We start from the raw sequence: 24,789 nt of genomic DNA, 5'->3' as shown, positions 1-24,789 counted from the left end.
ATAGAAAAATCGAATTTAAGATAAATTTTATAGGTTTTTTAGCTGAATCGTATTTGTATTCGATAGACAGTTTTTTAAAAAATTTAAAAGTTTGGGTGAGTCTTTGATGAAATTACAGAAAGAAAACACAGCACCCTCCTTTAATATTCGTGAATTATTTATCAAACATGGGAAAAAAATCAAACTAAGGAAAAAAGAAATTTTTGCCAAACAAGGAATACCATTATTTAGCGTTGGTTTGGTGGAATTTGGAGGATTTAAACTCGTATACAAACAAGGAAAAAAGGAATGGATCAAATCATTTATCTTTGAAGGTGGACTTCTTGGAAGTTTGCCAAGTATAGTCAATGAACAACCAAGCACCTATTCCATATTAGCTTTAGAACCAAGTGAAGTGTTTGTTTTATCTGCATCCGAATTCAAATCAAAATTAGATTCAGAAAACCGATACAAAGAATTTCTCATCCAATTCCTTTCTACCTTGTACTTGAAAAAAGAAGAACGAGTTGCCGATTTTTTACTCTTAGAGCCTGAAAAACGTTATAAAAAGTTCATTTTAGAATACCATTCCGTTTTAGAAAGGATTTCCCAAATAGACCAAGCGGCCTATTTGGGGATTACCAATGTTGCCCTCAGTAGAATCAAAAAGAGGACTTTTTTAAATAATCAGAAATAGCATCTAAATAAAGTTTGGTGAACTCTTTTCCTGAAAATGGATTTTGTGAGGTGACTAAATTTCTATCCCGAGTGGCATAACCACTGGCAGGAAAAAATGAAGATTCATAGATCATTCCACGTTCTTTTAATAAGTCCGAAATTTTTCGGACTTTAGGACTTCCCTTCATCACAAAAGTTTCAATAAACCACTCTTCTATTTTTGTTACTGAGTTTACCCGATACCCTTGAAATAAAAATCCTTCACCCAAAGGACCAGAAGGAAGTGTGGTTAACAAGGCTGGGGCATGGCAGATTAGACCAATCGTTTTTCCTTGGTTTTGAAAAGAAGAGAGTAACAACGGAAGATTTTTATCATACAATAAATCGGTCATTAACGCTTGACCTCCAGGTACTAAAATAGAAATAAAATTCTTTTGTTCTTTTAATGCAGACTCCAATGAAATTGGTTTTTGAAACGAAGGCAAAGAATTTAAAAAACGAATGGCTTCCTCTTTTTCTTCGTTAGAATTCCAATATTTTTCTTTTAGGCTTTCTGGATCCAAAGTGGCCTTTTTTGCTTCGGGAGTGGCGAACACTAAGTCAAAACCAGATTGTTCTAAGGCAAGTACGGGATGATAGAGTTCGTTGACAAAGACACCAGTTGGGTGTCGGTGACTTCCATCTAACAAAAGCGTATCGGCAGAACTCATTACAATCAAAACTTTTGGAATAGATTTGGCAAAGATAGGTGATTCTAAAAACACCAACCCAAGGATTATAATCACTTGCGAGACAAGACTCCAACGCCACTGAGAACGATGGATCAAAGATATTTTTTGGTTCCAGGTAAAATTCGACATAAGAAAGATACTCACTTCTATTGAAAATTTGTTCCCGACCAAGGCTTGTAGGGAACTTCTTTAATAGAGGTGCCGAATGGTTGTATAAATTTTAACCTAAGTTAAAAAAATACAAACGGTACAATCAAATCAACTCCCAATATTAAAACAAATCAATAGTTTCGAATCCTTGTAATAACTGAACTTCCAATTTTTCTTCTTGGGTTCGTTTCAAAATATATTTCATATTAGATTCAAAATCATCACCTAGTTTTAAGTTTGGTTCCAAAGGAACGGAAAGTGGTTTGAAAAAATTATCCCAATGGATAGGAATTAAAAGTTTTGGTTTTGTCATTTGTATGGTTTGTTCGTAGAACTTTTCTTGGAATGGAATGGGTTGTAAGGAAAGTTGTGCAATTCCCAAAAACAAAACATCTACTTTTACTTTTTCCAATGCACCTTCTACAAAGTTTGTACTACTTTTGATTAAAATTTTATTTTTTCCATGTTGGATGAAAAAATCAAAAGTCCCACCTTCTATGTATTCCAAGGCTTTGACAGGTTGTCTCAAAGGAAAATCTATATTAGGATGGTTCGGATCGGTGGCGTTTGTTTTTCCAAAAATCCGAAAGGGAGGTGTGTGTTTGGATTCTAAAACTGTGATGGTAAATTTTCCGATTGGGATGGGTTTCCCTGGTTGGAATTTCTCCATTTGATTTTGGGAGAGTCCAGCACCAATTCCTACGTTGAGAGTGGAAGAAGAACCAAATAACTTCGCATGAGTTTGTTTGGCAACGAGTGGTGCATCCATTACATGATCATAATGGGAATGACAGACAAAAATAGCTCTTAGTCTTTCGATTTTAGCTTTTTCGATTACAGATTGAACCGTAGATGGATTTGATTCTATTTTGGAAAAAGCAGTTTTCCAGAAGGATGGCCTAGAAAAAAAACCATCTGTTAAAATTTGAGTTTCTCCATCATCTAACAGGATGGATGTGGTTCCGAGAAAGGTAGCCCGAATTTTTCCTTTGGGAATGGGGTTTGTATTACTTTCATGTAGAAAATAAGAATCGTAATGGCTTAAGGATCCAGAAGGAAGAAAGGCACAATGAGAACAAAGAAGAATCAGTGACAGAGATAGGAAAAAAAAGATAGGTTTTGGATTCTTGGGAAGAGTCATTTTGTTTGGCATAACGAACAAAATTTACAGAAATAATTCCAAATGGCAACCCTTTCTATTTTTATCAACATATGATCACTAATGCGAGAGGGATTTGCAGGACTTGGTCTCCGATGGCGCGTAAGCGGCAATCGGAGACGGGAGCGAACGCGGACTCCGGAAAAGCCCGGACCCAAAGGGTCTCGCCCAGGAAAAGAAAACAGAGAGGTTTTTTGTTCCCTTTGGTTTTTTACAGATCCAGAAACCGAACTTAGTCTAAGATTCAATATGAAATCTATTAATTCAGAATTGCCAATTGTTGTTACAGGAGGATCGGGATACATTGCTTCTTGGATCGTCAAATACTTATTAGATGATGGAAAATCAGTGCGAACCACTGTTCGGAGTCTCAAAGACACCAAAAAGATATCACATCTATTGGAGTTACAGAATCAATACAAAGACAAACTTACGTTACTCGAAGCTGATCTATTAACCGAAGGAAGTTTTGACAAAGCGATCGAAGGTGTGGAACTTGTGATTCATACCGCATCTCCTTTTTTTGTTGCAGGAATTAAAGATGCGCAGAAACAACTGATTGATCCGGCGTTACAAGGAACAAGAAATGTTCTACAAACTTGCAATCGTATTCCTTCTGTGAAACGTGTTGTGTTAACATCCAGTGTTGCTGCCATTCACAGTGATAATATCGATTCCTTAAAAGTTCCAAACTTTACCTTTACTGAGGAACATTGGAATACTACAAGTAACTTAAAACACCAACCTTATGCTTACTCAAAAACTTTAGCTGAAAAAGAAGCTTGGGAGATCCAAAGTAAGCAAACAAGTTGGGATTTAGTTGTGATCAATCCTTCCTTTGTGATGGGTCCTTCTCTTTCCAAACGACTTGATGGAACAAGCGTTGAGTTTATGAAAAATATGTTGAAGGGAGTATTTCGCACCGGTGTTCCCGATACAAAAATGGGCTTTGTTGATGTGAGGGATGTTGCCAAAGCACATATATTAGCTGGGTTTACACCAAGTGCAAAAGGAAGGCATATCACTTCTGCAGAAGTCATGCCGATGTTAGGTGTTGCAAAGATTATTAAAGAAAATTTTGGTAACCGTTATTCGGTTCCGACTGGCAATCTTCCTAAGGCACTTGTGTATGTGATTGGACCTTTCTTTGGATTGTCTTGGGGTTATACAAAAAATAACATTGGCCAACCATTAAATTATAATCATGAGTTTAGCAAAACCGATTTGAACTTAACCTATCGCCCGTTAAAAGATACTTTTGTGGATCATGTGAACCAAATGGAAAGTTCGGGATTGTTATAATTGTATTCGGGGGAATGAATTGCGGATTTTGTTACAACTGCGAAGTTTTCTTTAGAATTTTTTAAGAGATTCGATTTCCAAGAGACATGTCTTATGTTTTATGGTAGGAGTTGGGCCGGGGATTTCACCCCACAAGCCCGCCTCCACCACCCATTCAGGGTGGGGGCCGAGATCGAGCGAACGAGACATAATATGCACTCCCTTCAAACCAATCCGTTCCTCGGCACTGACTACCTACAGTTCGGAACAGCCAAACAACAGGAATTGTTTCGTGATTTAGAAGAATGGAAAATTCTAAAATGCTTACATGGTTTCAAACCCACACTTGCGGGCACTATCCCCTTAAATATTGATACAGACACAAGTGATGTAGATATCCTTGTCAAATTTAACATCCCTGCCCATTTACAAAAAATTTGTTACGCCAAATTTCGTAATTTACCAAACTATAGTTTTTCAGAAAAACCAATTTCCATTCGAATAACTCTAGTTTGTCGATTTGAAACAAAGAGATTTAAATACGAAATCTTTGGCCAATCAGTGGAACCCACGGAACAATATGGTTGGATCCATATGATGGTAGAAAATCGGTTCTTAACTTTTGCCGATCCAACGTTCCGTGAGGAAATTCGAAATCTAAAAAAACAAGGGATCAAAACAGAACCTGCTTTTTGTAAAGTATTGGATTTAGAAGGAGATCCTTATAAAACACTGGTCCAATGGAATCAAAAAACGGACGATCAGTTTCGGGAATTACTACTTCAAAGAGGATATCAAATCAATCCGAATTGACGAAAGGTTAAGTTGATCCTCGGTCTTTTGACCTTCATCGCTTTCGGAAGAGAATGCAACCAATGCCTTTGGATTACATCTTTCATTAAAAGTAAACTTCCGTGTTCTAACTGTAACTCCACCTGCTCTCCAGTTTTTTTATGTTTGTAACGAAAGATTCGTTCTGCACCAAAACTCACAGAAGCAATCGTAGAATTAAGACGCAAGGAAGTTTCATCATCACTATGCCAAGCCATCCCTTCACTACCATCATGGTATAAATTCAACAAACAAGAATTGAAAACTTCTTTAGAGGCTATTTCTACTTTTGTTTTTAAATCTAAAAGGAGAGGTGACCAAGGCAGAGCGGTTTTGGTTGTTCCCGAATACCGATAGGAAAAACCTTTCTCTGCATACCAAGCCACACTTCGTTTGGTGGTGATGTGTTTTCCATAAAGGACGGCTTCATCAGGTTTCCATTTGATCTCTTCCATTAAGGAAGCAAAGATCCGATGGGATTCTTCTAATTGGAGAAAATGGGGAATATACAACAATAACCCATCATAAGGTAATAAGTTTTCCGATTCGGATCTTGGGAATAGAAACATGGATTTTGGAATGTGTGATTGGATCGCCTAAAAAAAATAATTCACTAGTAGATTTGACCGTCTGGAGAAAAAAATCCAATGAAAATCTGAACTGGTTTTTAAGTCGATAGTCAAAAATTTTAGTTGGATTCCCTTCCAGACCAAAGAATCTATACGATAGTATGACCCCAACTCGCACGATTCAATCTTTCATCGACGCAAAAAAGGAAAACCTTACCCCTTCGGAGGAAGTTTGGACCTCACTGAAAGGATACAGGAAATGGAATGAACCGGAACTTATCGGTCTTCGCAATGCCTCTGGTTATTATCCTGATATTTATTTTGAAGCCGGAATGGATGAAACCATAGCGAAACTACTTGCAAAATTCCAAGAGAGAGTTGTTCCCCATAAATTTTAATGAATCCCATTACTCCTAAAGTTTTTTACCAAGAAGCAAATCCTTACGGTTCTTTTACTGCATTTTTAGAAGATGATGGAAGAACCATTTATTTATACTTACAATCACATAACAACCCTGAATGGCCCATGAAAACACTTTGGGTGCGTAACTTAATTGATGCACCTGATTCACGAGTGGAGGAAGATTTTGACCTTGGCCTGGCACCGGTCCTCACCAAATCCGAAATTACAGATCCAAAAGCACAAAGAACACTTACAGAAGACCAAATTCATTTTATTTGGTCAGAAGAAGGTGATGCTGTAGCTTTATTTGTAGATGAAGAGTTACAAGCTTATTTGCCCTCATGGTCTGGGATCAAAGAAGTTCACGGATACGCAAAATTTGCAAAAGAAGAAGCACCAACAGCATCCCCGCTGGGTGATCCTGAGAATGGTGTAATTGCTGAACGCGTAAGAACCAATCGTAAGTTTTGGGAGTCGGTTGCGGAAAAAGACCATTGGAAAAAAGCTCAAAAACTTCGATTGGATTTTTTAGAATCCAAACTTGGTAAACATGAAAAATATTGGTCTGCCGATGGTGGAAAGTATCCTTCGCTTGGAATCGCATCCTTTTTACCAAAAGAATTTCCTGGAATCAAAATCTTTTCAACTATTGGGATGAGTGTTCAAAACCAACCATCCATTGAGCTCTATCATAAAGATTACGAAAACTTTTCTCGCCTCGAACTTGTTTTTGCCATCCAACTTATGAAAGATACAGAAGATAAATCAGAAACATGGATCCAACATGTACTTGGTGAGATGGTAAAGTTCCCTTGGAACACAGGAATTTGGTTTGGACATTCTCATACAATTCAAAATCCAAGAAAAGATCCCGACCAACTCTATCTAGACTTCAATTGGTTCGTTCTACGTAACGTCACAGAGGAAATAGAGCAGGGTTCTACAGAATCTCTACCGAAACTTCATGGACTCATCACAGAGAACGGGAAACGCGCTAATTTTCTCTTCTTAACTCCGATCGCAACCGAAGAAAGAATTTGTTTTATGCGAGAAGGATCATTTAAGTTTTGGGAGACCTGGAAGAAGGAAGGATATAGTTTCTTTCACGATAGCGAACGAAGAATGTTGGAATTCTAGATTCTAATTTCAAAAAAAATCCGATTCAAACTCTAAAATCTGACCGTTACTCTATATGATATGGCAGAGACGTATACAAAGTACTTCAATTTAGAGTTTGAACCCTTTTCCTTAGAACGAATTCTCGAAGAAAGACAAGATTCTTCGGGTTTTTTTCTCTCTACCGTATTTCAAAAACGGTTTTCGGAAGAAGTGAACCTCAAACGCCATGAGGATCAAAAACTTTGGATCCAAACTAAAAATCTACGTTATGTTGTTTTGGATGGGGTTCAGAAAATTTCCGATGAAAATGGAAGGTTAGAACCTACCAATATCCTCTACTTACTTGTTTTTTTTGATTTTAACTCCATCACTGAGTATGGTTTCGAAGATGTATGCAATGTACTGATGAAACGATACGATCTTCCCTCTCTCATTCTCAAAATGCCTGAGTCAGACCATCTAGAAATCTGGAGTAAGGATCATTCACGTAAGAGTTATAAAAATGTGATCCATCCTAACATTGAATCACTGATGAAATCACTCTTTGATTCCATAAATAAGAAGGATCATTTCCAATTTATTGGCTTAGAAAGAACCAATTCTGATAAAAAATCGGGGTTTTTAATGAGTCGAAGGGGTTTTACAAGGGCAATTGCCTAATTTTTCTCTGTACTTACCCCTATAAAAGAAAAAACCCGCAGGTTTTGCGGGTTCACACAATCTTACTTCGATAGTTTCGAAGGAAGAATCGAATCTAAGTTATTTCTTAGATTTTTTCTTTGCAGCTTTTTTCTTAGCGGCTTTCTTTTTTGCGGCTTTCTTTTTAGCAACCATTGTGATCGTCCTTATCTTTTGATTTCAAAACACGGCTGTCCTTGGCAAACAGAGAGTGAATTGATACGACATAATTAAATCAGATCAATTTTAATGTAAAGAAATTTTATTTTTTGCATGAATTTTTATTCAAAATAAAAAAACAGACTAATACTCATTCTACGGAACATTGATAACGATCTTACCAATTGTTTGTCCCGATTGAAATGTATGGAGTGCATCGTGTATCTTTTCGAACGCAAACTCATGTCCAATGGTTTGTTTTGGTAATGATAACATCATTAAATCAGAAAAATGTTTTCGAAGTTCATCAATTTCATTCCACAACCATATTAAATTGAATCCCATCACCGATTTATTGTCTGAAATCATCGATAAAGGATCAATTTTTGGTCTTGAGAGGTAAGAATATGCAATCGAAAGCCAATTTCGGAATGAATGTGATGGTGTGAAGTTCGCACTACCATAGGTAATTAACCTTCCCATGGGTGCCATGAGATCATAACTGTCGTGAAAATAACGACCACCTAAACATTCTAAAACTATTTTTAACGGATGTTCTGATAAAATTTTCTGCATCTCTTGTTTAAAATAAGGAGACCTTGTGAGAAAATAATCATAACCAACCTCTTTTAAGATCGAAAACTTAACGGAATCACCTACAAGTCCGATAGTGATTGCTTTTTTTTTCTTCGCGATGTGACCTGCCATGATACCCACACCACCGGCAGCACTATGAATGAGAACATGATCACCTTCTTTCACTTGTCCGAGTGGAACGAGAGCATAGTATGCAGTGAGTGCTTGTACAATAAAAGCCGCACCATTTTGCATCGACCAACCCTTAGGAAGGGCAAATACTGTTTTTTCTGAAATGTTAAGATGAGTTGTGTAGGCACCGAAGCGTGTCACGCCAAACACTGAGTCTCCGACCTCAAAATCCTTAACATTTGGGCCTATTTTTACAATTTTTCCCGCAAATTCCAAACCTGGAATGAAACTTCCCTTCGGAGTTGCTGAGTACAAACCATAAATCGAAAATACATCTGCGAAGTTAAGGCCTATGGCTTTCACTTCAATCGTAACTTCATCTCCATCGGGTGGTCTTAAAGGTTCGGATTTCCGATGAAGGTTATCAATGGATCCAGTTTTTTCGATGCGATAGACTTCTCTTAACATAATATCTTAGAAAAAATTCAATTCCATAACCATGAAACCATTTTTCAATGGTTCCAGAGTCAAATCGAGAGAAAGCCGTGGAACTAAAACAAACCCCCTTACATACAATTCATAAAGAAATGGGAGCCAAGATGGTTCCCTTCGGCGGATGGGATATGCCTGTTCAATATACTGGTATCATTCAAGAACATTTGACCACTAGATCTGCTGCGGGACTCTTTGATGTTTCGCATATGGGCGAAATTTTTGTGACGGGAAAAGAAGATGAACTTCTTACTTTTTTAGAATCAGTCACATGTAATACCATCGCAAGTATGAAAGCAGGACAAGTGCAGTACAATGCAGTGGTGAATGAAGATGGTGGCCTTGTTGACGACATCACTGTTTATAAATTTAGCGATACTAAGTATATGATTTGTTCTAATGCTTCCAATTATCCGGCAGTCACAAAACATTTAGAAAAATACAACAAAGGGAAGGTAACAGTCGTTGATGATAGTAAAAACTGGCATCAAATTGCATTACAAGGCCCCAATGCCGATCAAATTTTTTCTAAATACCTCGGTAAAGATTTAAGTTCGATCCTTTATTATCATTTTGAAGAAATGAATTGGAGAGGAGAGACTATCATCGTATCTCGCACTGGTTATACGGGAGAAGATGGATTTGAAATTTATACATCCAACACACTTGGTGTTACTCTTTGGAAAGATTTATTAGAAATGGGAAAAGACTTTGGTCTGGCGCCTGTTGGTCTTGGAGCTCGTGACACACTTAGACTCGAAGCCAAATATCCACTCTATGGCCATGAACTGAATGCGGAATGGACGCCTGTAGAATCGGGAATCAACTTTATCGTGAAAGAAAAACCGACTCCTTACTTGGGATATGACCGCATCATCGCTGACAAAAAGAATAGTCCGAAACGCAAAATTGTGGGAATTCGCCTGATGGAACCTGGGGTTTTGCGAGAAAATTTCCCGATTTTTTCGAGCGATGGTAAAGAAATTGGCAAATCCACCTCAGGGACCCACTCCCCCAGTCGCAAAGAATCCCTAGGCCTTGCCATTCTCGAAACCGAATTCACTAAAAACCAAACGGAAGTATTTGTGGAGATTCGTGGACAAAAGAAATTGGCTAAAGTAGAGACTGGAGCCTTCATCCAAGGCAGCGTCCGAAACAATCGTTAAACCGAGAGCATAGCAGAAGAGGAAAAACCATGGCAGATACACAAGCAAGAGACGGTTATTATTATACTGAAAAACATGAATGGGTAAAAGTAGAGGGTGATGTGGCTCTTGTGGGAATCACTGACTTTGCTCAAAACGCCCTTGGTGACATTGTTTTTATCGATTTACCAAAACCTGGAAAACAAATCAAATCCAAAGATAGTTTAGGAACGATTGAATCAGTAAAAGCGGCAGAAGATTTATACTCTCCTATTTCTGGCGAAGTGGTGGAAACAAACCCAATACTTGGTTCTAATCCAGCAGCCGTGAATGCAGAACCTTTTGATACCTGGATGGTAAAATTAAAAAACATCCAAACTTCTGAACTCGGAAGCCTTCTCTCAAGCGCACAATATAAAGAATACGTATCCAAACTGGATTAATAGGAGTTTTTCTAAAGTGAGTTCTGTAAAACCTACATCACCTCTCCATTCCCCTTACGAAGAAACATTGGAACCAAGTGATACTTTTCTCCGCCGTCATGTTGGAGTGACTGATGAAACAGTGACAGCAATGCTAACAACGATTGGCTATAAGGAATTGGATGACCTAATCAGTGATGCGGTTCCCGAAAACATTCGTTTGCGAAAGGAACTTAGTCTTCCGAATCCGATTGGTGAGTATGCTTTACAAAGAGAACTGAAGAAAATTGTTTCTAAAAATAAAATCTACAGATCCTACTTAGGTCTTGGTTATAACTCTTGTATCACACCTGCCGTGATCCAAAGGAATATTTTAGAAAACCCAGGTTGGTATACTGCTTACACTCCTTACCAAGCAGAAATTGCACAAGGCCGTATGGAAGCACTCATCAACTTCCAAACCATGATTACGGATCTTACGGGAATGGAAATTGCGAATGCTTCCCTACTGGATGAAGGAACCGCTGCTGCCGAAGCGATGAATATGCTCTTCTCATTAAAAGAGGATTCACAAGGAAAATCATTTTTTGTTTCACAATCGGTGCATCCTCAAACCTTAGATGTCATTCGCACACGTGCCATCCCTCTCGGGATCAATATTGTTGTGGGATCATTTAAGAAGATGGTTCCTTCCAATGATTTTTTTGGAGCAATTGTCCAATACCCATCCACTGATGGAACCATTTATGACTATAGTGAATTTATAGAAAGTTTGCACAAGGTGGGTGCCAAAACTGTAGTCGCAGCAGATCTTTTAGCACTAACCATTTTAAAAGCACCGGGTGAAATGAATGCGGACGTAGTTGTAGGAAGTACACAACGTTTTGGATTGCCACTCGGATTTGGTGGACCTCATGCCGGATACTACGCCACCAAAGAAGAATACAAACGAAACATGCCAGGTCGACTCATTGGAGTTTCCAAAGATTCACAAGGAAAACCTGGTTACCGCCTAAGTTTGCAAACACGAGAACAACATATCCGTCGCGACAAAGCAACGTCTAACATTTGCACCGCGCAAGTGCTACTTGCTGTTTTATCTTCTATGTATGCAGTCTACCATGGGCCTAAAGGTTTAAAACAAATTGCTTCCCGAGTCCACCGAATGACAACCATCCTTGCCACTGGACTCGAAAAACTCGGATACAAAATCATTTCGAACCCTTATTTTGATACCATTCGTATCGAATTATCAAAAATCTCCTCTGCGGAGATCATCCACTATGCAGAAGAAAGAGAAATCAATATCAGACAAGTTTCAGGTCATGTGATCAGCATCTCTTTAGATGAAACTACCAATCTAAAAGATATCAAAGACCTACTCGAAATTTTTAATGAAAACAAAGCTCTTCATTTTCAATTAGAGGATCTTACCGCAAAAGAAGAATGGAAAATTCCAGAACTTATGGAAAGAAAGTCTGAATACTTAACTCATCCTGTTTTCAATAGTTTCCATACAGAAACAGAAATGTTGCGTTACATCCGTAGACTCGAAGCGAAAGATTTATCTCTCACCACTTCTATGATTGCGCTTGGGTCTTGTACTATGAAACTGAATGCATCGACTGAGATGTATCCTGTCACTTGGCCAGAACTTGCCAATATCCATCCCTTTGTTCCTGAAAACCAAACAGAAGGATACAGAACACTTTTTAGCCAATTAGAAAAATGGCTTTGTGAAATCACTGGTTTTGCGGAAGTTTCTCTCCAACCTAACGCTGGTTCGCAAGGAGAATATGCAGGTTTACTTGCCATTCGAAATTTCCACCAAAGTCGTAATGATATGCATCGAGACATCTGTCTCATTCCTATCTCTGCACATGGAACCAACCCCGCATCTGCAGTGATGGCTGGATTCAAAGTGGTGCCGGTAAATTGTGATGCCAATGGAAATATTGATGTAGCCGATCTTAAGAAAAAAGCAATCGAATACAAAGCTAGTTTAGGTGCCCTTATGGTGACTTATCCATCGACTCATGGTGTATTTGAAGCCTCCATCAAAGAAATTTGCCAAACCATTCACGATAACGGTGGTCAGGTGTATATGGATGGAGCCAATATGAATGCCCAAGTAGGGCTCACAAGACCTGGTGATATAGGTGCCGATGTTTGTCATTTAAACTTGCATAAAACTTTTTGTATCCCTCATGGTGGAGGTGGACCAGGTGTTGGCCCGATTGGAGTGGCAGAACACCTAGCACCTTTTCTTCCCGGGCATAGCCTTGTGGAGAATGGATCGAATAACAGCCAGTGGGCGGTCTCTGCTGCCCCTTGGGGATCTGCTTCCATCATAGTCATCTCTTGGGCCTACATTGCCATGCTTGGTTTTGAAGGTTTACAATTTGCAACCAAGGTGGCGATTCTCAATGCAAACTATATTGCTAAAAAATTAGAGTCATCTTTTCCCGTATTGTATCGCGGAAACAAAGGGCTTGTGGCTCACGAATGTATTTTAGATATGCGTGGATTCAAAAAAGGAAGTGGTGTTGAAGTAGAAGACATCGCCAAACGATTGATCGACTACGGATTCCACTCACCGACTATGTCCTTTCCTGTTCCGGGAACTCTTATGGTGGAACCAACAGAATCAGAGTCAAAAGAAGAACTAGATAGGTTCATTGACTCTATGTTAGCCATTGCCGGTGAAATCAAAGACATCGAATCAGGAGTTCTTTCGAAAGAAGACAATCCTTTAAAAAATTCTCCTCACACTGCAGACATGGTCATTAGTGATTCTTGGAAACATCCCTATCCAAGAGAACGTGCGGCCTACCCACTCCCATGGTTACGGACTCGTAAATTTTGGCCGAGTGTGGGTCGTGTAGACAACGTCTATGGTGACAGGAATCTTGTTTGTTCTTGTATCCCCATGGAAGACTACGCCGTTTAGGAAAACCCAAAGTATATGTTTTACGAAAAACATATTTTTGTTTGCGAAAATCAAAGGGCACCCGGCGAACGGGTGTCTTGCGGGAACCAAGGTTCTATTGAACTTTTAAAACTCCTGAAACTAAAAGCAGCCAAAGCTGGAATCGAATATAAATTTCGAGTTCAAAAGTCTGGTTGTCTCGACCGTTGTGAACTGGGTCCCATCCAAGTGTCCTACCCCGAAGGCAAGTGGTTTGCCATGAAAACAGAAGCCGATGTGGACACCATTTTGGAATTTTATCTAAAAACAAACCAACCAGAGAAATACAAACACCTAATCGTTACTGACAATGATATCGCAAAATAGTTAGAAATTTTCCATTACTCGCCTCCCACTCAAAAACCACTTCCGTTCCTAACCCAAGATTTGATGACTGATGAAAGTTTGTCCAAGTTCAACTATGAACTTTCCCAAAGAAAATTTTCGGTTCGGGAAGATGGACTGGCGAAATTAATGATTCTGTGGTAGGTGGACCTTATTGGGTGGCGGGTCTAGTTCCCCTCCCTAATCGGGCGGGGATACCAATATCCATTCTGTACCGCAAAGCCCCCCAGAAATCCCCTTGACAACAATTGACTGAATCATCAATTTAACCAAATGGTTAATTATCTATATGGTTAAATTACAAGACCCTGAAGAGACGCTAAATGCCACTTTCCAGGCGTTGGCAGATCCAACACGCCGGCAGATATTGATGCAACTAGTTTCTGGCGAAGCGACCGTCCTTCAATTGGCGGAACCGTTCCAAATGAGCCTACCCGGAATCTCCAAACACCTAAAAGTTTTGGAAAAGGCTGGGCTTATCGAAAAAGGCAAAGCAGCACAATTTCGACCTTGTCGTTTGAAGGTAGAAGCACTGCAAGAAGCTAACCAATGGTTGGAACAATACAAACGGTTATGGGAAGAGCGATTGGATCGTTTGGATGCATACTTACTAGAGTTACAAAAATCAAAAGGAAAAAATTAATATGTTTAAATCAGATGTAGTTCTCACATTAGAAGAAAAAATAGTTCGCATTGAACGTTTGTTTGATGCACCCATCCAACTTGTTTGGGAAGTTTGGACAAACCCGATACATATTGAAAAATGGTGGGGTCCAAAAGGATTTACAAACCCAACAGTGGAATTCGATTTTAAAGTCGGTGGATCGTATCGAATTGTTATGCGATCTCCTGAAGGAGTGGATTATCCGATAAAAGGAAAGTTTTTAGAAATCACTCCATTCCAAAGTTTTGTGATTAGTGATTTAGTTGATGAACATCCGGATGAATGGGTAAAGGAAGTTCAAAAAATGGCAGGAGTCACTGGTGATCGAGAAAATTTAAATTCAAAATTAAGAGTTCTCTTCGAAGAGGCTGAGGGAAAAACAAAAGTGACTCTCTTTACCGAATTTGCAAGCAATCAAATTCGGGACGGATTTGCCAATTCAGGTATGAAAGAAGGTTGGTCAGATAGTTTTGAAAAATTAGAAACGAATGCTTTACCTAACCCAAATCAAATCAGCTTAGAAAAGAAATTAAACCATTCCCAAGAATTAGTTTTTAATGCACTTTCAAATCCATTGACGATCGATTCTTGGTGGGGTCCGAGTGGATTCAAAACGACAACACAAACTATGGATTTTAAAGTAGGTGGGAAATGGATTTTTACTATGCTTGGACCAGATGGAAAAGTTTGGCCAAACACCATTGTATATAAAGAAATTAGAAAATTCGACTACTTGGAATACCTACATGGATCTGGAGAAGAAAATAAAAATGATGATTTTTTAGTAAACGTATATCTAATTGCAATCGATAAGAATCAAACATTAATCAAAATGCAAATGAATTTTCCTGATACAAACGTTCGAAATGCGGTGATTGGCTTTGGCGCGATCGAAAGTGGACAACAAACACTTTCGAAACTCAATCAATATTTGGAGAAAAAAAATGAATCTGCATAAAATTACGCCATTTCTATGGTTTCAAAAAAATATTATGGCTTCTCTAGAGAAAGTAGCCAAAGGAAACTAATAAACATGATAAAAAGCTCCATAGCAGTCTTCGTTGGATTAATCTCTAACGTAATTCTTTCTATCCTATTTGATACAATTCTCAAAGTTATGAACATTCTTCCTTATGATCATATGTTTGTAGCTACACCTATAGTTATATTTGTATTAGGTTATAGAATCATATTCAGCATATTCGGATGTTATTTGACAGCAAGATTAGCCCCTCAAAACCCGATGAAACATGCTTATATTTTGGGTGGAATCGGTTTGGTACTTGGAATTACAGGGGTAATCCTAGCGGGACATTTAGGTCCGTGGTGGTATTCTTGGTCATTAGTTTTACTTACCCCACCGATCGCTTATTTAGGTGGTAAACTCTATGTATCTACGGAAAAAACCAAATGACAAGCGCTAGTTTATGGGAAGATTTAAAAAAGGCTCTCGCGGGCTCCGAAGAAGACTACACAGAAGTTAGCATTCGAAAAGCAGTGTTTCTACTATCTGTTCCGATGGTTTTGGAACTTGTTTTAGAATCAGTATTTGCGGTTGTAGATATTTATTTTGTAGGTGCCTTGGGCGCTTCTGCCATCGCAACAGTGGGTCTTACGGAAACCTACTTGTTTCTTCTCTATTCGGTAGCCATGGGTCTTTCTTTTTCTGTTACAGCCATTGTTGCCAGAAGGATTGGAGAAAAAGAAAAAGATAAGGCAGGTGTAGCAGCAATTCAATCCATTTGGATTGCGATCATCGCCTCCATTCCTTTTGCTATCGCTGGAATATTTTTTTCGAAAGAACTTCTGCTCCTTATGGGTGGAGATGAGTGGGTCCTAACAGAAGGATACCATTATATGCAATTGATGTTAGGTGGCAATATTGTAATCGTCTTACTTTTTCTTATCAATGCAGTTTTTCGCGGTGCAGGAGATGCGGCAATATCCATGAAAGTTTTGTGGATTTCTAATGGACTTAATATTATTTTGGATCCCATTTTTATCTTCGGCTTAGGACCGATTCCTGCATTTGGAATTACGGGTGCAGCCATTGCAACAAACTTGGGTCGAGGAATTGGAGTTCTCTTTCAGGTATGGTTGTTATTTCAAGGTGGTAAACATATAAAAATCCTTCGAACACATCTGAAAATAGAATGGGAAACCATTTTAGGCATCTTAAAAACATCACTCGGTGGAATTGGCCAGATGATTGTCGGAATGACCTCTTGGATATTTATTATGAGGATACTTTCTGAATTTGGAAGTCAAACGGTTGCCGGAGCCACCATTGCACTCAGAACTATGATGTTTACCCTTATGCCTTCCTGGGGAATGTCCAATGCAGTGGCAACCTTAGTGGGTCAAAATCTAGGAGCTGGAAAACCCGAACGAGCAGAACAATCCGTATGGTATACTGGATTCTGTAACATGGGTTATTTGATTTTTGTTTCCATCATCTATTACTTTTGGAGCGAAAATTTAATTTCGATTTTTACGGAAGATCCAGAAGTCATTAAAATTGGTGGGAAATGGTTACAAATTGTATCCTATTCCTATTTTATTTATGCCTGGTGGATGGCCGCAGGACAGGCATTTAATGGTGCTGGTGATACAATCACACCAACAAAAATCAATGTAGTTTTCTTTTGGTTAATCCAAATACCACTCGCCTATATTTTGGGAAAACATTTAGCTTATGGACCAACGGGAGTGTTTTGGGCTATTATGCTTTCGGAATCCTCTGTTGGTGTTTTTACTCTTTGGTTATTCACTAAAGGATATTGGAAACAAACAAAGGTATAAAAATTATTTAGCTATGAAGTCAAAGATTCCAAAATCGATCGATGAATATATAGAAAACTTTCCGAAAGAGGTACAACAAATCCTTCAAAAGATTCGAATTACAATTCAAAAGGAAGTGCCAGAGGCAACGGAAGCCATTAGTTATGCCATGCCGACATTTGTCTTAAATAAAAACTTAGTACATTTTGCGGCATATGCAAAACATATTGGATTTTATGCACTCCCCTCTGGAAACCTTGCCTTTCAGAAAGAGATTTCAAAATATAAATTTGGGAAAGGATCCATTCAATTTCCCTTGAATGAACCAATTCCCTATGATTTGATCAAAAAAATTGTAAAGTTTCGAGTTACCGAAAATTTGGAAAAAACTAAGAAAAAGGTTCAAAAAAAAAAATCAAAAGCCTCCAAAAAGAAATCTAAACCAAATCATGAGTGAAGAATTATTATTTCTTCGATGTTATTACTTTCTATTTTAACTATGAACATGTTCTATATATTTGGGAAAGGATCATAGATGGAGTTTGAAAGTAAAAGTATTCTTTATTTATGGAATAGTCGAGTGATGTTTGCAACTAACAGTATGCAGACTGATTTTCATTCGCATTATGCAGCAACACTTGCCATTTCATTAGAAAAAAACATCACAATCGAAACTGATTTAGGCAAAGAAGAATACAGGGTAGCTTTAGTTGGTCCTAATACTTACCATAGAACCATTTCACCTGGGGTGGAAATGGTCGCTTTACTCATTGATCCAGAAACCTATGAGTTTGGATCCATATCTGAATCAGTTTCCTCTGGTGAAGTTAAGAAATTAGAGATTCAAAAATTTTTACCCTTAATCGATTCCCTTTGGTCATTGTATTACGGCGATTTAAGTGATAATGAAGCAACCCAATTGCAACTAAATTTACTCCGAACAGTATATCCATTCGATGCATTAAAGACTACTATGGATCCAAGAATTCAAAAGATTGCAAAAAGAATCCGGATGGAAGTTCCCAATAGCATTCGAATGAAAGAAATTGGTAAAGATTTTTCTATTTCAGAAGATAGATTGATTCGCCTATTTAAAGAAAATCTTGGAATTCCCCTGCGAAGGTATTTGTTATGGGTGCGAATTTTACGTGCTGTGAAAGAGCTAAAAGCAGGTAATAATCTTACAGACGCTGCGCACGCTGCTGGTTTTTCTGATTCGGCTCACTTTTCCAGAACGTTTAAAGAAAATTTTGGATTTATACCTTCTTTATTTTTTGGTCATCTCAAAACCGCAGAAGTTAGATTCTGCGAACCTGATGAAAAACAGCAATAAATCTTAAAAATACCGGAATCGTTCAAGCACAGATTTTTAAAATTTGTTACTCTCTTTCTCTACCAAGGAAAAGAGAAACCATGCCCTTAACAAAAGAAAGAGGATTATTATCTAAATTATCTTCGAAATTTTCGAAGTTTAAATCTGAATCGATCAAAATTCCTTCTCTAGAAGAAAAATCAGGTTTTTTAAAAGCACAAAGATTGGCATATGATTGTGTTACAACGATTGAAAAAGAAATGAAACCTGGTTGGACAGAGAAACAAACTGCCAAACGTATGGATGAGTATTTACGTGATCATGGTGTGAAAGTTTTTTTACATAGACCCTTTGCTTGGTTCGGGGAACATGCAAGGTTTGATGGATACAAACGTTTCACTCAATTTCATCCAGGCAAAAAGAAATTAATCGAAGAGGAATCATTTATCTTGGATGTATCCCCCGTTGTAGAAGGTTACATTGGTGACATTGGTTATTCTTCTTCATTAATTAAAAATTCAGAACTCGATAATGGAATGGAATATCTATTACAACTTCGAGAAGAAATCCCAAAATACTTTAGTTCTGCGATGACATCTTCCGAGATTTGGTGGAAAATCGATTCGGATGCAAAAAAATCTGGCTTCGACAATGTCCATGCATTGTATCCATTTGCAGTACTTGGACATCGAGTGTACAAAGTAAATCTTCCAAATATTTCCTTTCCTTTATTACCGATTAGTTTTGCCAGTTGGTTTAGTTTACAAGGGTCGTATGAATTTTTATCACATAAAGTTTTGCCTGAACTATTAACACCAGATCACGAAGGCAATAAAGTTGGATTGTGGGCGATCGAACCACATTTAGGCAGAGGAAAAACTGGATTTAAATTCGAAGAGATATTAGTTGTGGAAGAAAACAAAGCCTATTGGTTAGACGATGATGTTCCCCATGTAAGAAAATACAAAACAACGAAGGAATCAAAATGAAAACAAGAAATTATCAATATCTCGCATTAATCTCATTTTTGTCTATATTGTCCATTGGATGTAATACCGGAAATATTAAAATTGGAAACGCCTATAAACTAGGTAAAATTCCCGATTCTATTTTAGAAGCGAATCAACCAGATCCATTTTTAACCAACCTAACTGTCAGCATACAGGAGTTACCTGGTCATGATGATCTCATTTTTGATAATCAAAATCAAATAGCGTTTGCTTCTGGAATGGATGGTTGGATTTGGAAATTGGATTTGAAATCGAATACGGCAGCAGCTTGGGTCAAAGCTCCGGTAAATCCTGCAGGTTTACAATTTGCAAATAAAAACAATGAATCCATATTAGTTTGCGCATCAAAACTTGGAGGTGTAACCTATGATGAAACACAACGAGTTGGTTTGTATGAGGTAAACATAAAATCAAAATCTGTTGTACCTCTTGTATTAACATTACCTAAAATCGAAAATTCCGATTTTGAAACTGTATATCCAGAGTCCAAACGACCCACCTTTGCATTAAAAAGCCTAAACGAAACAAATTCTAGATCCTTTTCCTTATGTAACGATCTCGCTGTATCTAACGATGGTAATAGAATTTATATTTCTGAACCATTTGAAAGGTCTGATGCGGCGATGGGAAGTGGTGCTGTACCGGAAGCGATCGGACTCTATCCTCATGGCAAACTTTGGATGTTTGACAGAAAACAAAATACAATCTCTCTTGTCATGAATGGATTTACTTTTGTAGATGGAATCATCATTGCAGAACATTCCGAGTCCAAAGAAGAATCTGTAATCATTACTGAGACAACAAAGTTTAGAATCATCAAAGCAAACATTAGCGGAAAAAAGGAAGGAACTTCTGAAATCTTATTTGAAAACCTTCCAGGTCTTGCAGATGGGTTGGAAAGAGATTCGAAAGGAAGAATTTGGATTGGTATCATCAAACCTCGCTCTGGTCTTGTGAACTTTATTCATAACAATCCATGGCTCAAACCATTTCTATTATCGCTCCCACAACGAATCCTACCGATTGCAAAAAAAACAGGAATCCTTGTTCTCGACTCATCCGGTAAAAAAGCACTCTACTACTCAATGCATGATGGATCAAAAATTAAAGATATTTCCGTGGCAGTTCCAAACTTAAATTTTGTGTATTTTCCTTCCTTCGATACTTCATCTCGAGGGTTATATTCAATACCAACCGCTAGTTTCCCGTTAGGTGAATGATCCAATGAAAACAAACTGCAACCAACAATCCTTTCAGGCTCATAAAAACTTTCTTTCGCTTCCAGCCATCAGTTTATTTTTGATCTTAATTTCTTGTCGAACACCAGAGGAATACTTCAAAAACCAAATCAAAGGACCAGTAGAACTCCCTTACCATCCAATGGTAAATTCAATTAAGTCCGAAGGTGATCCCATCAAACAAACAGTAACGATCAGCGGATCGACTCTACCTGCTCAAGATGAAATTCTTCTGCAAGAGGATTTAGGTAGAGCTTTTGTCGCTTCGATTGATGGTTGGATTTGGAAAGTAGATTTAATCAATAACACTTCGGAGCCTTTTGTCAAAACTCCGTTATTGCCGGGAGGAATGGTATTCCATCCTAAAAACAATGATATCATCTATATGTGTTTATCACGCGGAAAACAACATGATACAAACCTTACGGATGGACCTGGGATTTACGAATTAACCATATCAACCAAACAACTACGTAAAATTGGTACTCGTGTCCCCAGAACAGATAAAACCAAAGAACCGTCAGGTGATCAAATTGGAATCTTCTTCACAGCAGAGAAAGAAACAAAAATACCGATCTCACAACTAAATGATACGAACAGTCGTAATGTTGAAAAAGCAGATGATTTGACGATTAGTAAAGATGGGGAGCGAATCTATTTTACGGAACCATATAATCATCCAAATTCCATCCTTGGAGTGAGTTCTCAATCTAAACACGAAGTACTGACTTTAGGACGTAACGGACATCTTTGGAAATATGATTTGAAAGATAATACCGCAAGTTTAATCGCCCACCAATACACATATTTAGATGGAATCTTATTGGAATACGCACAAGGAGATATCGAATCATCCATTCTTTTAAATGAATTATCTAAATCCAGGCTCATCCGTTTGCACCTAACAGGAGATAAAAAAGGTAAAGATGAAATTGTCATCGAGGGGCTCCCTGGATTTCCTGATGGAATGGATAGAGATTCGAGTGGACGAATTTGGATCGCAATCCCTGTAGAAAGATCCAAACTAATTACTTGGTTGCATAAACATCCATCTTTGAAACGTCTCGTACTTTACATACCGGAAAGTTTACTTCCCGTTTCCAAAAAAACAGGTATCATGGCACTTTCACCTAACGGTAGTACTCCTTTATATTTCAGCATGCATGATGGTAGTTTGTTTTCGCATATCATTGTCGTTGTGCCAGGAAAAAATAAATTGTATCTGGCCGTATATCAAGATGGGTTCAAAGGATTTGTAAGCATGCCATACCCAAATAATCTTTAGTTGATAAATCTGGGCGCCTCGCAATCGAATCGAAATTCGACTCACATACATAAGGCGATCCCGCTCTCCGTTCCAATCTTTCCCTTCGGGAAAGGATTTCCACTTCGATCGGTGGCGCAGGGAAGTTGGAAATGGAAAATATGAACTTCCTAAAAATATTTTCTCTAGAAATCGGAAAGCGATTTTCACTTAGAGGGAATCATGGTAGATGGACCTCATTGGGTGGCGGGTCTAGTTCCCCACCCTAATCGGGCGGGGATACCATTATCCATTCTGTACCCGTAAACCACCTTTCCCATCCCAAATCCCCCTTGACCAAAATCAACTTCCCCGATCTCTTTGCCCCACCAATGAAAAAAATCTTACGTATCTTTACCTTCACCTTTCTTTCCTTAGTGGGCATTCTTGTCGTGTTAGTCACGACTATATATGCGTTAAGCTCAACGCGTATGAACAAAAAGTACGAAGTAAAACCTGTTCCCATTCCCAAGTTTTCGAAACCAGTTGACCTAGCTGAAGGGAAACGTCTTTATCAATCCCGAGGCTGTGGAGATTGCCATGACGTTGATGGAAGTGGAAGAACATTTATAGAAGATCCGGCCCTTGGAACGTTTTCAGGATCTAACCTAACATCGGGTAAAGGAGGGATCCTAATAGAGAGTACTGATGAAGAACTAGCCATTGCCATTCGTCATGGTGTTGGTAAAAATGGGAGGGCATTGTTGTTTATGCCATCTACCGACTTCCAAGGAATCACTAATGCGGATATTGGAAAATTAATCGCTTTCCTTCGTTCTTTGCCTGCTGTAAACAAACCACAAGGAGACCTCAAAGCAGGTCCCCTAGGAAGACTTCTTTTTTTAATCGGAGAAATTCCTATTTTTGTTTCTGCAGAGATCATCAATCACGAAACAATTCATCTAACGAATATTACACCTTCAGTTTCCTTAGATTACGGAAAATATGTTGCCTCCACTTGTACGGGATGCCATGGATTTAGTTTGAAAGGTGGTCCGATCCAAGGAGCTCCGCCTGAATGGCCACCAGCTCAAGATATCAGCAAAAATGGTTTAACACATTACACAGAATCTAGTTTCATTCAAACCATCAGAACCGGAAAACGTCCCGATGGTTCAGAGATGAAATTCCCAATGCCATGGAAAAGTTTAGGCCAATTGACCGATACCGAACTCAAAGCACTTTGGATGTACCTACAAACAATATAGTCTTTCATGACTATATAATTCTCTATCAATAGGTAAGTCCGATCTTCCTACTCTTTGGTAAAACTCAGCTCCGTTCCATCACTAAAATCTTTGATGGTTTGGAACTGAGCCACTGAGTTTCCTTCCATGGATTTGGACAACTCAAACAGAAATCCGCTTGTTTTTAAACTATGACTTCCTGGTGACCAGGTCCCCTTAAATTCTCGAGTCTCTTTTTCATTTAACTTTAATTTTGCGGTAAAGTCTTGGCCAGTTCCGATGATTTCTATGCCCACTTTTTGAGGTCCTGATTTTGGATTCCAATACATAGATGACCAATTCCCAACAAAGGTAGTTGGTAACTCTTCCAAAGACATGGCCCTCTTTTTCACCTGGATCTTTGGCTCATTCCAAAACACAGTGTCCGCGAGCATTACCGGGGGTTCCGATGAGCGCTAAAATCGTTACTCAGCCAGTTGACCTGCTTTCATCCTCACTACTTTTGACTCAATTACTACAATACCTTACTATGCCAAGCACCTCCATCACGAACGGCAAACCCTGATAAAAAGCCACCAATCGGAGGGATTGAACCAATGACATGGTCATGAATTGAATAGGTATTTCCAAAAGAAAAACCGGCGGAAATATTATAGAAGACAAAGGTTCCATCAACATTCGGAACATTAGTAAAGTTTAGGCTGTCTCCTGCATAATTGATTACGAACACTGACTGGTTAGTTGGGTGAGTGTGCGCTTTGGGTGCATATAGATCTGGTAAATCATCTGTTATAAAACTATTGATGGTTGAAATACTATTAGCTAGGGTTCCTAACCCTGATTCAAGTTTTACCATCAAAGCATTGAGTGCATTTGTTATAGAATCTTTTGCACTACCTACAAAAGAAGCAACGAGGTCATCCAAGGATCCAATTTTGATACTAGGAGCAAGTAAACTATTAACGATTGAATTTGGACTTAGCTTTGCTGCATTCATTCTTCTCCAATTTCGGAGATCGGAAAGAACTGTGACGGTACCCGAAATATTTCGAACTGAAGCTAATCGAATATCTTCTGGCTCTGCATTTTCTAGAAAAAGTATATCAAAAGCATTGGATCTATATTTAATCGCATAACCAGTAGAATCAAAATTACCGGATGATGTTTCCAGGAATCTGTGACGAACTACTACGATAGAGTCTGCCTCTGGTCTTGAAATTGGTAGGTTTACTATATCAGAAAATTGGATTCTTCTACCTTCACTATCATAAGCTAGTAATGACGAAATATTGATGGAACCTGGTGATGATCCTGGAGTGACTGCTCCTCCATTAAAAATATTTCCAGAAAAAATATCTGCAAATCGATTGATTATCTCTGTAGCAAGTGAGGAATGTTCTATTAAAAAATCCTGTTGATAAATCGGCTTTCCATTCCATGGCCACTCAATTCCGCTTAACTTTGACATAACACCTCC

At 38.4% G+C, this 24,789-nt stretch carries 26 protein-coding genes; 20 read left to right on the top strand and 6 right to left on the bottom strand.

Features of this window, described 5'->3' with window-relative positions; genetic code table 11:
- The first annotated feature begins 106 nt into the window (after nucleotides 1-106).
- Nucleotides 107-676, top strand: a complete 570-nt coding sequence (locus JWG40_RS04085) for a Crp/Fnr family transcriptional regulator (protein ID WP_205284581.1) — start codon at nucleotides 107-109, stop codon at nucleotides 674-676.
- On the opposite strand, the gene JWG40_RS04080 is transcribed toward JWG40_RS04085, so the two are convergent.
- Nucleotides 642-1,517, bottom strand: coding sequence for a type 1 glutamine amidotransferase domain-containing protein (locus JWG40_RS04080; RefSeq protein WP_205284580.1), 876 nt, complete (start codon nucleotides 1,515-1,517; stop codon nucleotides 642-644). The genes JWG40_RS04085 and JWG40_RS04080 overlap by 35 nt on opposite strands.
- A 142-nt stretch (nucleotides 1,518-1,659) precedes the next feature.
- Complete coding sequence (locus JWG40_RS04075; RefSeq protein ID WP_205284579.1) at nucleotides 1,660-2,691, bottom strand: MBL fold metallo-hydrolase; 1,032 nt, start codon at nucleotides 2,689-2,691, stop codon at nucleotides 1,660-1,662.
- 255 nt (nucleotides 2,692-2,946) lie between these two features.
- On the opposite strand from JWG40_RS04075, the gene JWG40_RS04070 reads away from it, so the two are divergent.
- Entirely contained in the window at nucleotides 2,947-3,999 is a 1,053-nt protein-coding gene (locus JWG40_RS04070; protein ID WP_205284578.1) for an SDR family oxidoreductase, read from the top strand.
- A 192-nt stretch (nucleotides 4,000-4,191) separates the two neighbouring features.
- On the top strand, nucleotides 4,192-4,791 hold the full coding sequence (locus tag JWG40_RS04065) for a DUF4269 domain-containing protein (protein ID WP_205284577.1): 600 nt from the start codon (nucleotides 4,192-4,194) through the stop codon (nucleotides 4,789-4,791).
- Here the strand turns inward: JWG40_RS04065 and JWG40_RS04060 are convergent.
- Entirely contained in the window at nucleotides 4,773-5,378 is a 606-nt protein-coding gene (locus tag JWG40_RS04060; protein ID WP_205284576.1) for an alpha-ketoglutarate-dependent dioxygenase AlkB family protein, read from the bottom strand. The genes JWG40_RS04065 and JWG40_RS04060 overlap by 19 nt on opposite strands.
- A gap of 161 nt (nucleotides 5,379-5,539) precedes the next feature.
- On the opposite strand from JWG40_RS04060, the gene JWG40_RS04055 reads away from it, so the two are divergent.
- Genes JWG40_RS04055 through JWG40_RS04045 form a run of 3 tightly spaced genes read left to right on the top strand, consistent with a single transcriptional unit; the run spans nucleotide 5,540 to nucleotide 7,560 of the window.
- Complete coding sequence (locus JWG40_RS04055) at nucleotides 5,540-5,776, top strand: hypothetical protein (protein ID WP_205284575.1); 237 nt, start codon at nucleotides 5,540-5,542, stop codon at nucleotides 5,774-5,776.
- A complete protein-coding gene (locus tag JWG40_RS04050) occupies nucleotides 5,776-6,918 on the top strand; it encodes a suppressor of fused domain protein (protein ID WP_205284574.1) in 1,143 nt (380 codons plus the stop codon). Before JWG40_RS04055 ends, JWG40_RS04050 begins: the two co-directional genes overlap by 1 nt.
- Nucleotides 6,919-6,978: 60 nt before the next feature.
- Entirely contained in the window at nucleotides 6,979-7,560 is a 582-nt protein-coding gene (locus JWG40_RS04045) for a hypothetical protein (protein ID WP_205284573.1), read from the top strand.
- A 333-nt stretch (nucleotides 7,561-7,893) separates the two neighbouring features.
- Here JWG40_RS04045 and JWG40_RS04040 read toward each other — a convergent pair whose 3' ends face one another.
- Nucleotides 7,894-8,913 (bottom strand): synaptic vesicle VAT-1 family membrane protein, encoded by a 1,020-nt coding sequence (locus JWG40_RS04040; RefSeq protein WP_205284572.1) that lies wholly within the window; start codon nucleotides 8,911-8,913, stop codon nucleotides 7,894-7,896.
- A 47-nt stretch (nucleotides 8,914-8,960) separates the two neighbouring features.
- On the opposite strand from JWG40_RS04040, the gene gcvT reads away from it, so the two are divergent.
- The 14 genes from gcvT (at nucleotide 8,961) to JWG40_RS03970 (ending at nucleotide 23,333) form a co-directional block, all read left to right on the top strand.
- Nucleotides 8,961-10,103 (top strand): glycine cleavage system aminomethyltransferase GcvT, encoded by a 1,143-nt coding sequence (gene gcvT / locus JWG40_RS04035; protein WP_205284571.1) that lies wholly within the window; start codon nucleotides 8,961-8,963, stop codon nucleotides 10,101-10,103.
- A 29-nt stretch (nucleotides 10,104-10,132) separates the two neighbouring features.
- Entirely contained in the window at nucleotides 10,133-10,525 is a 393-nt protein-coding gene (gene gcvH / locus JWG40_RS04030) for a glycine cleavage system protein GcvH (protein ID WP_205284570.1), read from the top strand.
- Nucleotides 10,526-10,541: 16 nt separating this feature from the next.
- Nucleotides 10,542-13,454, top strand: a complete 2,913-nt coding sequence (gene gcvP / locus JWG40_RS04025; RefSeq protein ID WP_205284569.1) for an aminomethyl-transferring glycine dehydrogenase — start codon at nucleotides 10,542-10,544, stop codon at nucleotides 13,452-13,454.
- Between the two features lie 15 nt (nucleotides 13,455-13,469).
- Complete coding sequence (locus JWG40_RS04020) at nucleotides 13,470-13,799, top strand: (2Fe-2S) ferredoxin domain-containing protein (RefSeq protein ID WP_205284568.1); 330 nt, start codon at nucleotides 13,470-13,472, stop codon at nucleotides 13,797-13,799.
- Nucleotides 13,800-14,106: 307 nt separating this feature from the next.
- Nucleotides 14,107-14,460: an ArsR/SmtB family transcription factor gene (locus JWG40_RS04015; protein WP_205284567.1), complete on the top strand. Its 354-nt coding sequence runs from the start codon at nucleotides 14,107-14,109 to the stop codon at nucleotides 14,458-14,460.
- A 1-nt stretch (nucleotide 14,461) separates the two neighbouring features.
- Nucleotides 14,462-15,439 (top strand): SRPBCC family protein, encoded by a 978-nt coding sequence (locus JWG40_RS04010; protein WP_205284566.1) that lies wholly within the window; start codon nucleotides 14,462-14,464, stop codon nucleotides 15,437-15,439.
- 75 nt (nucleotides 15,440-15,514) lie between these two features.
- A complete protein-coding gene (locus tag JWG40_RS04005) occupies nucleotides 15,515-15,895 on the top strand; it encodes a hypothetical protein (protein WP_205284565.1) in 381 nt (126 codons plus the stop codon).
- Complete coding sequence (locus JWG40_RS04000; protein ID WP_205284564.1) at nucleotides 15,892-17,283, top strand: MATE family efflux transporter; 1,392 nt, start codon at nucleotides 15,892-15,894, stop codon at nucleotides 17,281-17,283. Before JWG40_RS04005 ends, JWG40_RS04000 begins: the two co-directional genes overlap by 4 nt.
- 13 nt (nucleotides 17,284-17,296) lie before the next feature.
- Nucleotides 17,297-17,719, top strand: coding sequence for an iron chaperone (locus tag JWG40_RS03995; protein ID WP_205284563.1), 423 nt, complete (start codon nucleotides 17,297-17,299; stop codon nucleotides 17,717-17,719).
- A 126-nt stretch (nucleotides 17,720-17,845) separates the two neighbouring features.
- Nucleotides 17,846-18,595, top strand: a complete 750-nt coding sequence (locus JWG40_RS03990) for a helix-turn-helix transcriptional regulator (protein WP_205284596.1) — start codon at nucleotides 17,846-17,848, stop codon at nucleotides 18,593-18,595.
- A gap of 80 nt (nucleotides 18,596-18,675) precedes the next feature.
- Nucleotides 18,676-19,563 (top strand): M24 family metallopeptidase, encoded by an 888-nt coding sequence (locus tag JWG40_RS03985; RefSeq protein WP_205284562.1) that lies wholly within the window; start codon nucleotides 18,676-18,678, stop codon nucleotides 19,561-19,563.
- Nucleotides 19,560-20,804, top strand: coding sequence for an SMP-30/gluconolactonase/LRE family protein (locus tag JWG40_RS03980; RefSeq protein WP_205284561.1), 1,245 nt, complete (start codon nucleotides 19,560-19,562; stop codon nucleotides 20,802-20,804). The genes JWG40_RS03985 and JWG40_RS03980 overlap by 4 nt, the downstream gene beginning before the upstream one ends.
- 4 nt (nucleotides 20,805-20,808) lie before the next feature.
- Nucleotides 20,809-22,107, top strand: coding sequence for an SMP-30/gluconolactonase/LRE family protein (locus JWG40_RS03975; protein WP_205284560.1), 1,299 nt, complete (start codon nucleotides 20,809-20,811; stop codon nucleotides 22,105-22,107).
- 449 nt (nucleotides 22,108-22,556) lie between these two features.
- Nucleotides 22,557-23,333, top strand: coding sequence for a c-type cytochrome (locus JWG40_RS03970; RefSeq protein WP_205284559.1), 777 nt, complete (start codon nucleotides 22,557-22,559; stop codon nucleotides 23,331-23,333).
- Between the two features lie 47 nt (nucleotides 23,334-23,380).
- On the opposite strand, the gene JWG40_RS03965 is transcribed toward JWG40_RS03970, so the two are convergent.
- Entirely contained in the window at nucleotides 23,381-23,746 is a 366-nt protein-coding gene (locus tag JWG40_RS03965) for a hypothetical protein (RefSeq protein ID WP_232369157.1), read from the bottom strand.
- Between the two features lie 80 nt (nucleotides 23,747-23,826).
- Nucleotides 23,827-24,780 carry a hypothetical protein gene (locus tag JWG40_RS03960; RefSeq protein WP_205284599.1) on the bottom strand — a complete coding sequence of 318 codons (954 nt, stop codon included), beginning with the start codon at nucleotides 24,778-24,780 and terminating at the stop codon, nucleotides 23,827-23,829.
- Between the last annotated feature and the right edge of the window lie 9 nt (nucleotides 24,781-24,789).

Source organism: Leptospira abararensis, assembly GCF_016918735.1.
Lineage (GTDB): Bacteria > Spirochaetota > Leptospiria > Leptospirales > Leptospiraceae > Leptospira_A > Leptospira_A abararensis.
The sequence above is the reverse complement of the archived record's forward strand: the minus strand, read 5'-3'. Positions and strand labels throughout refer to the sequence as shown.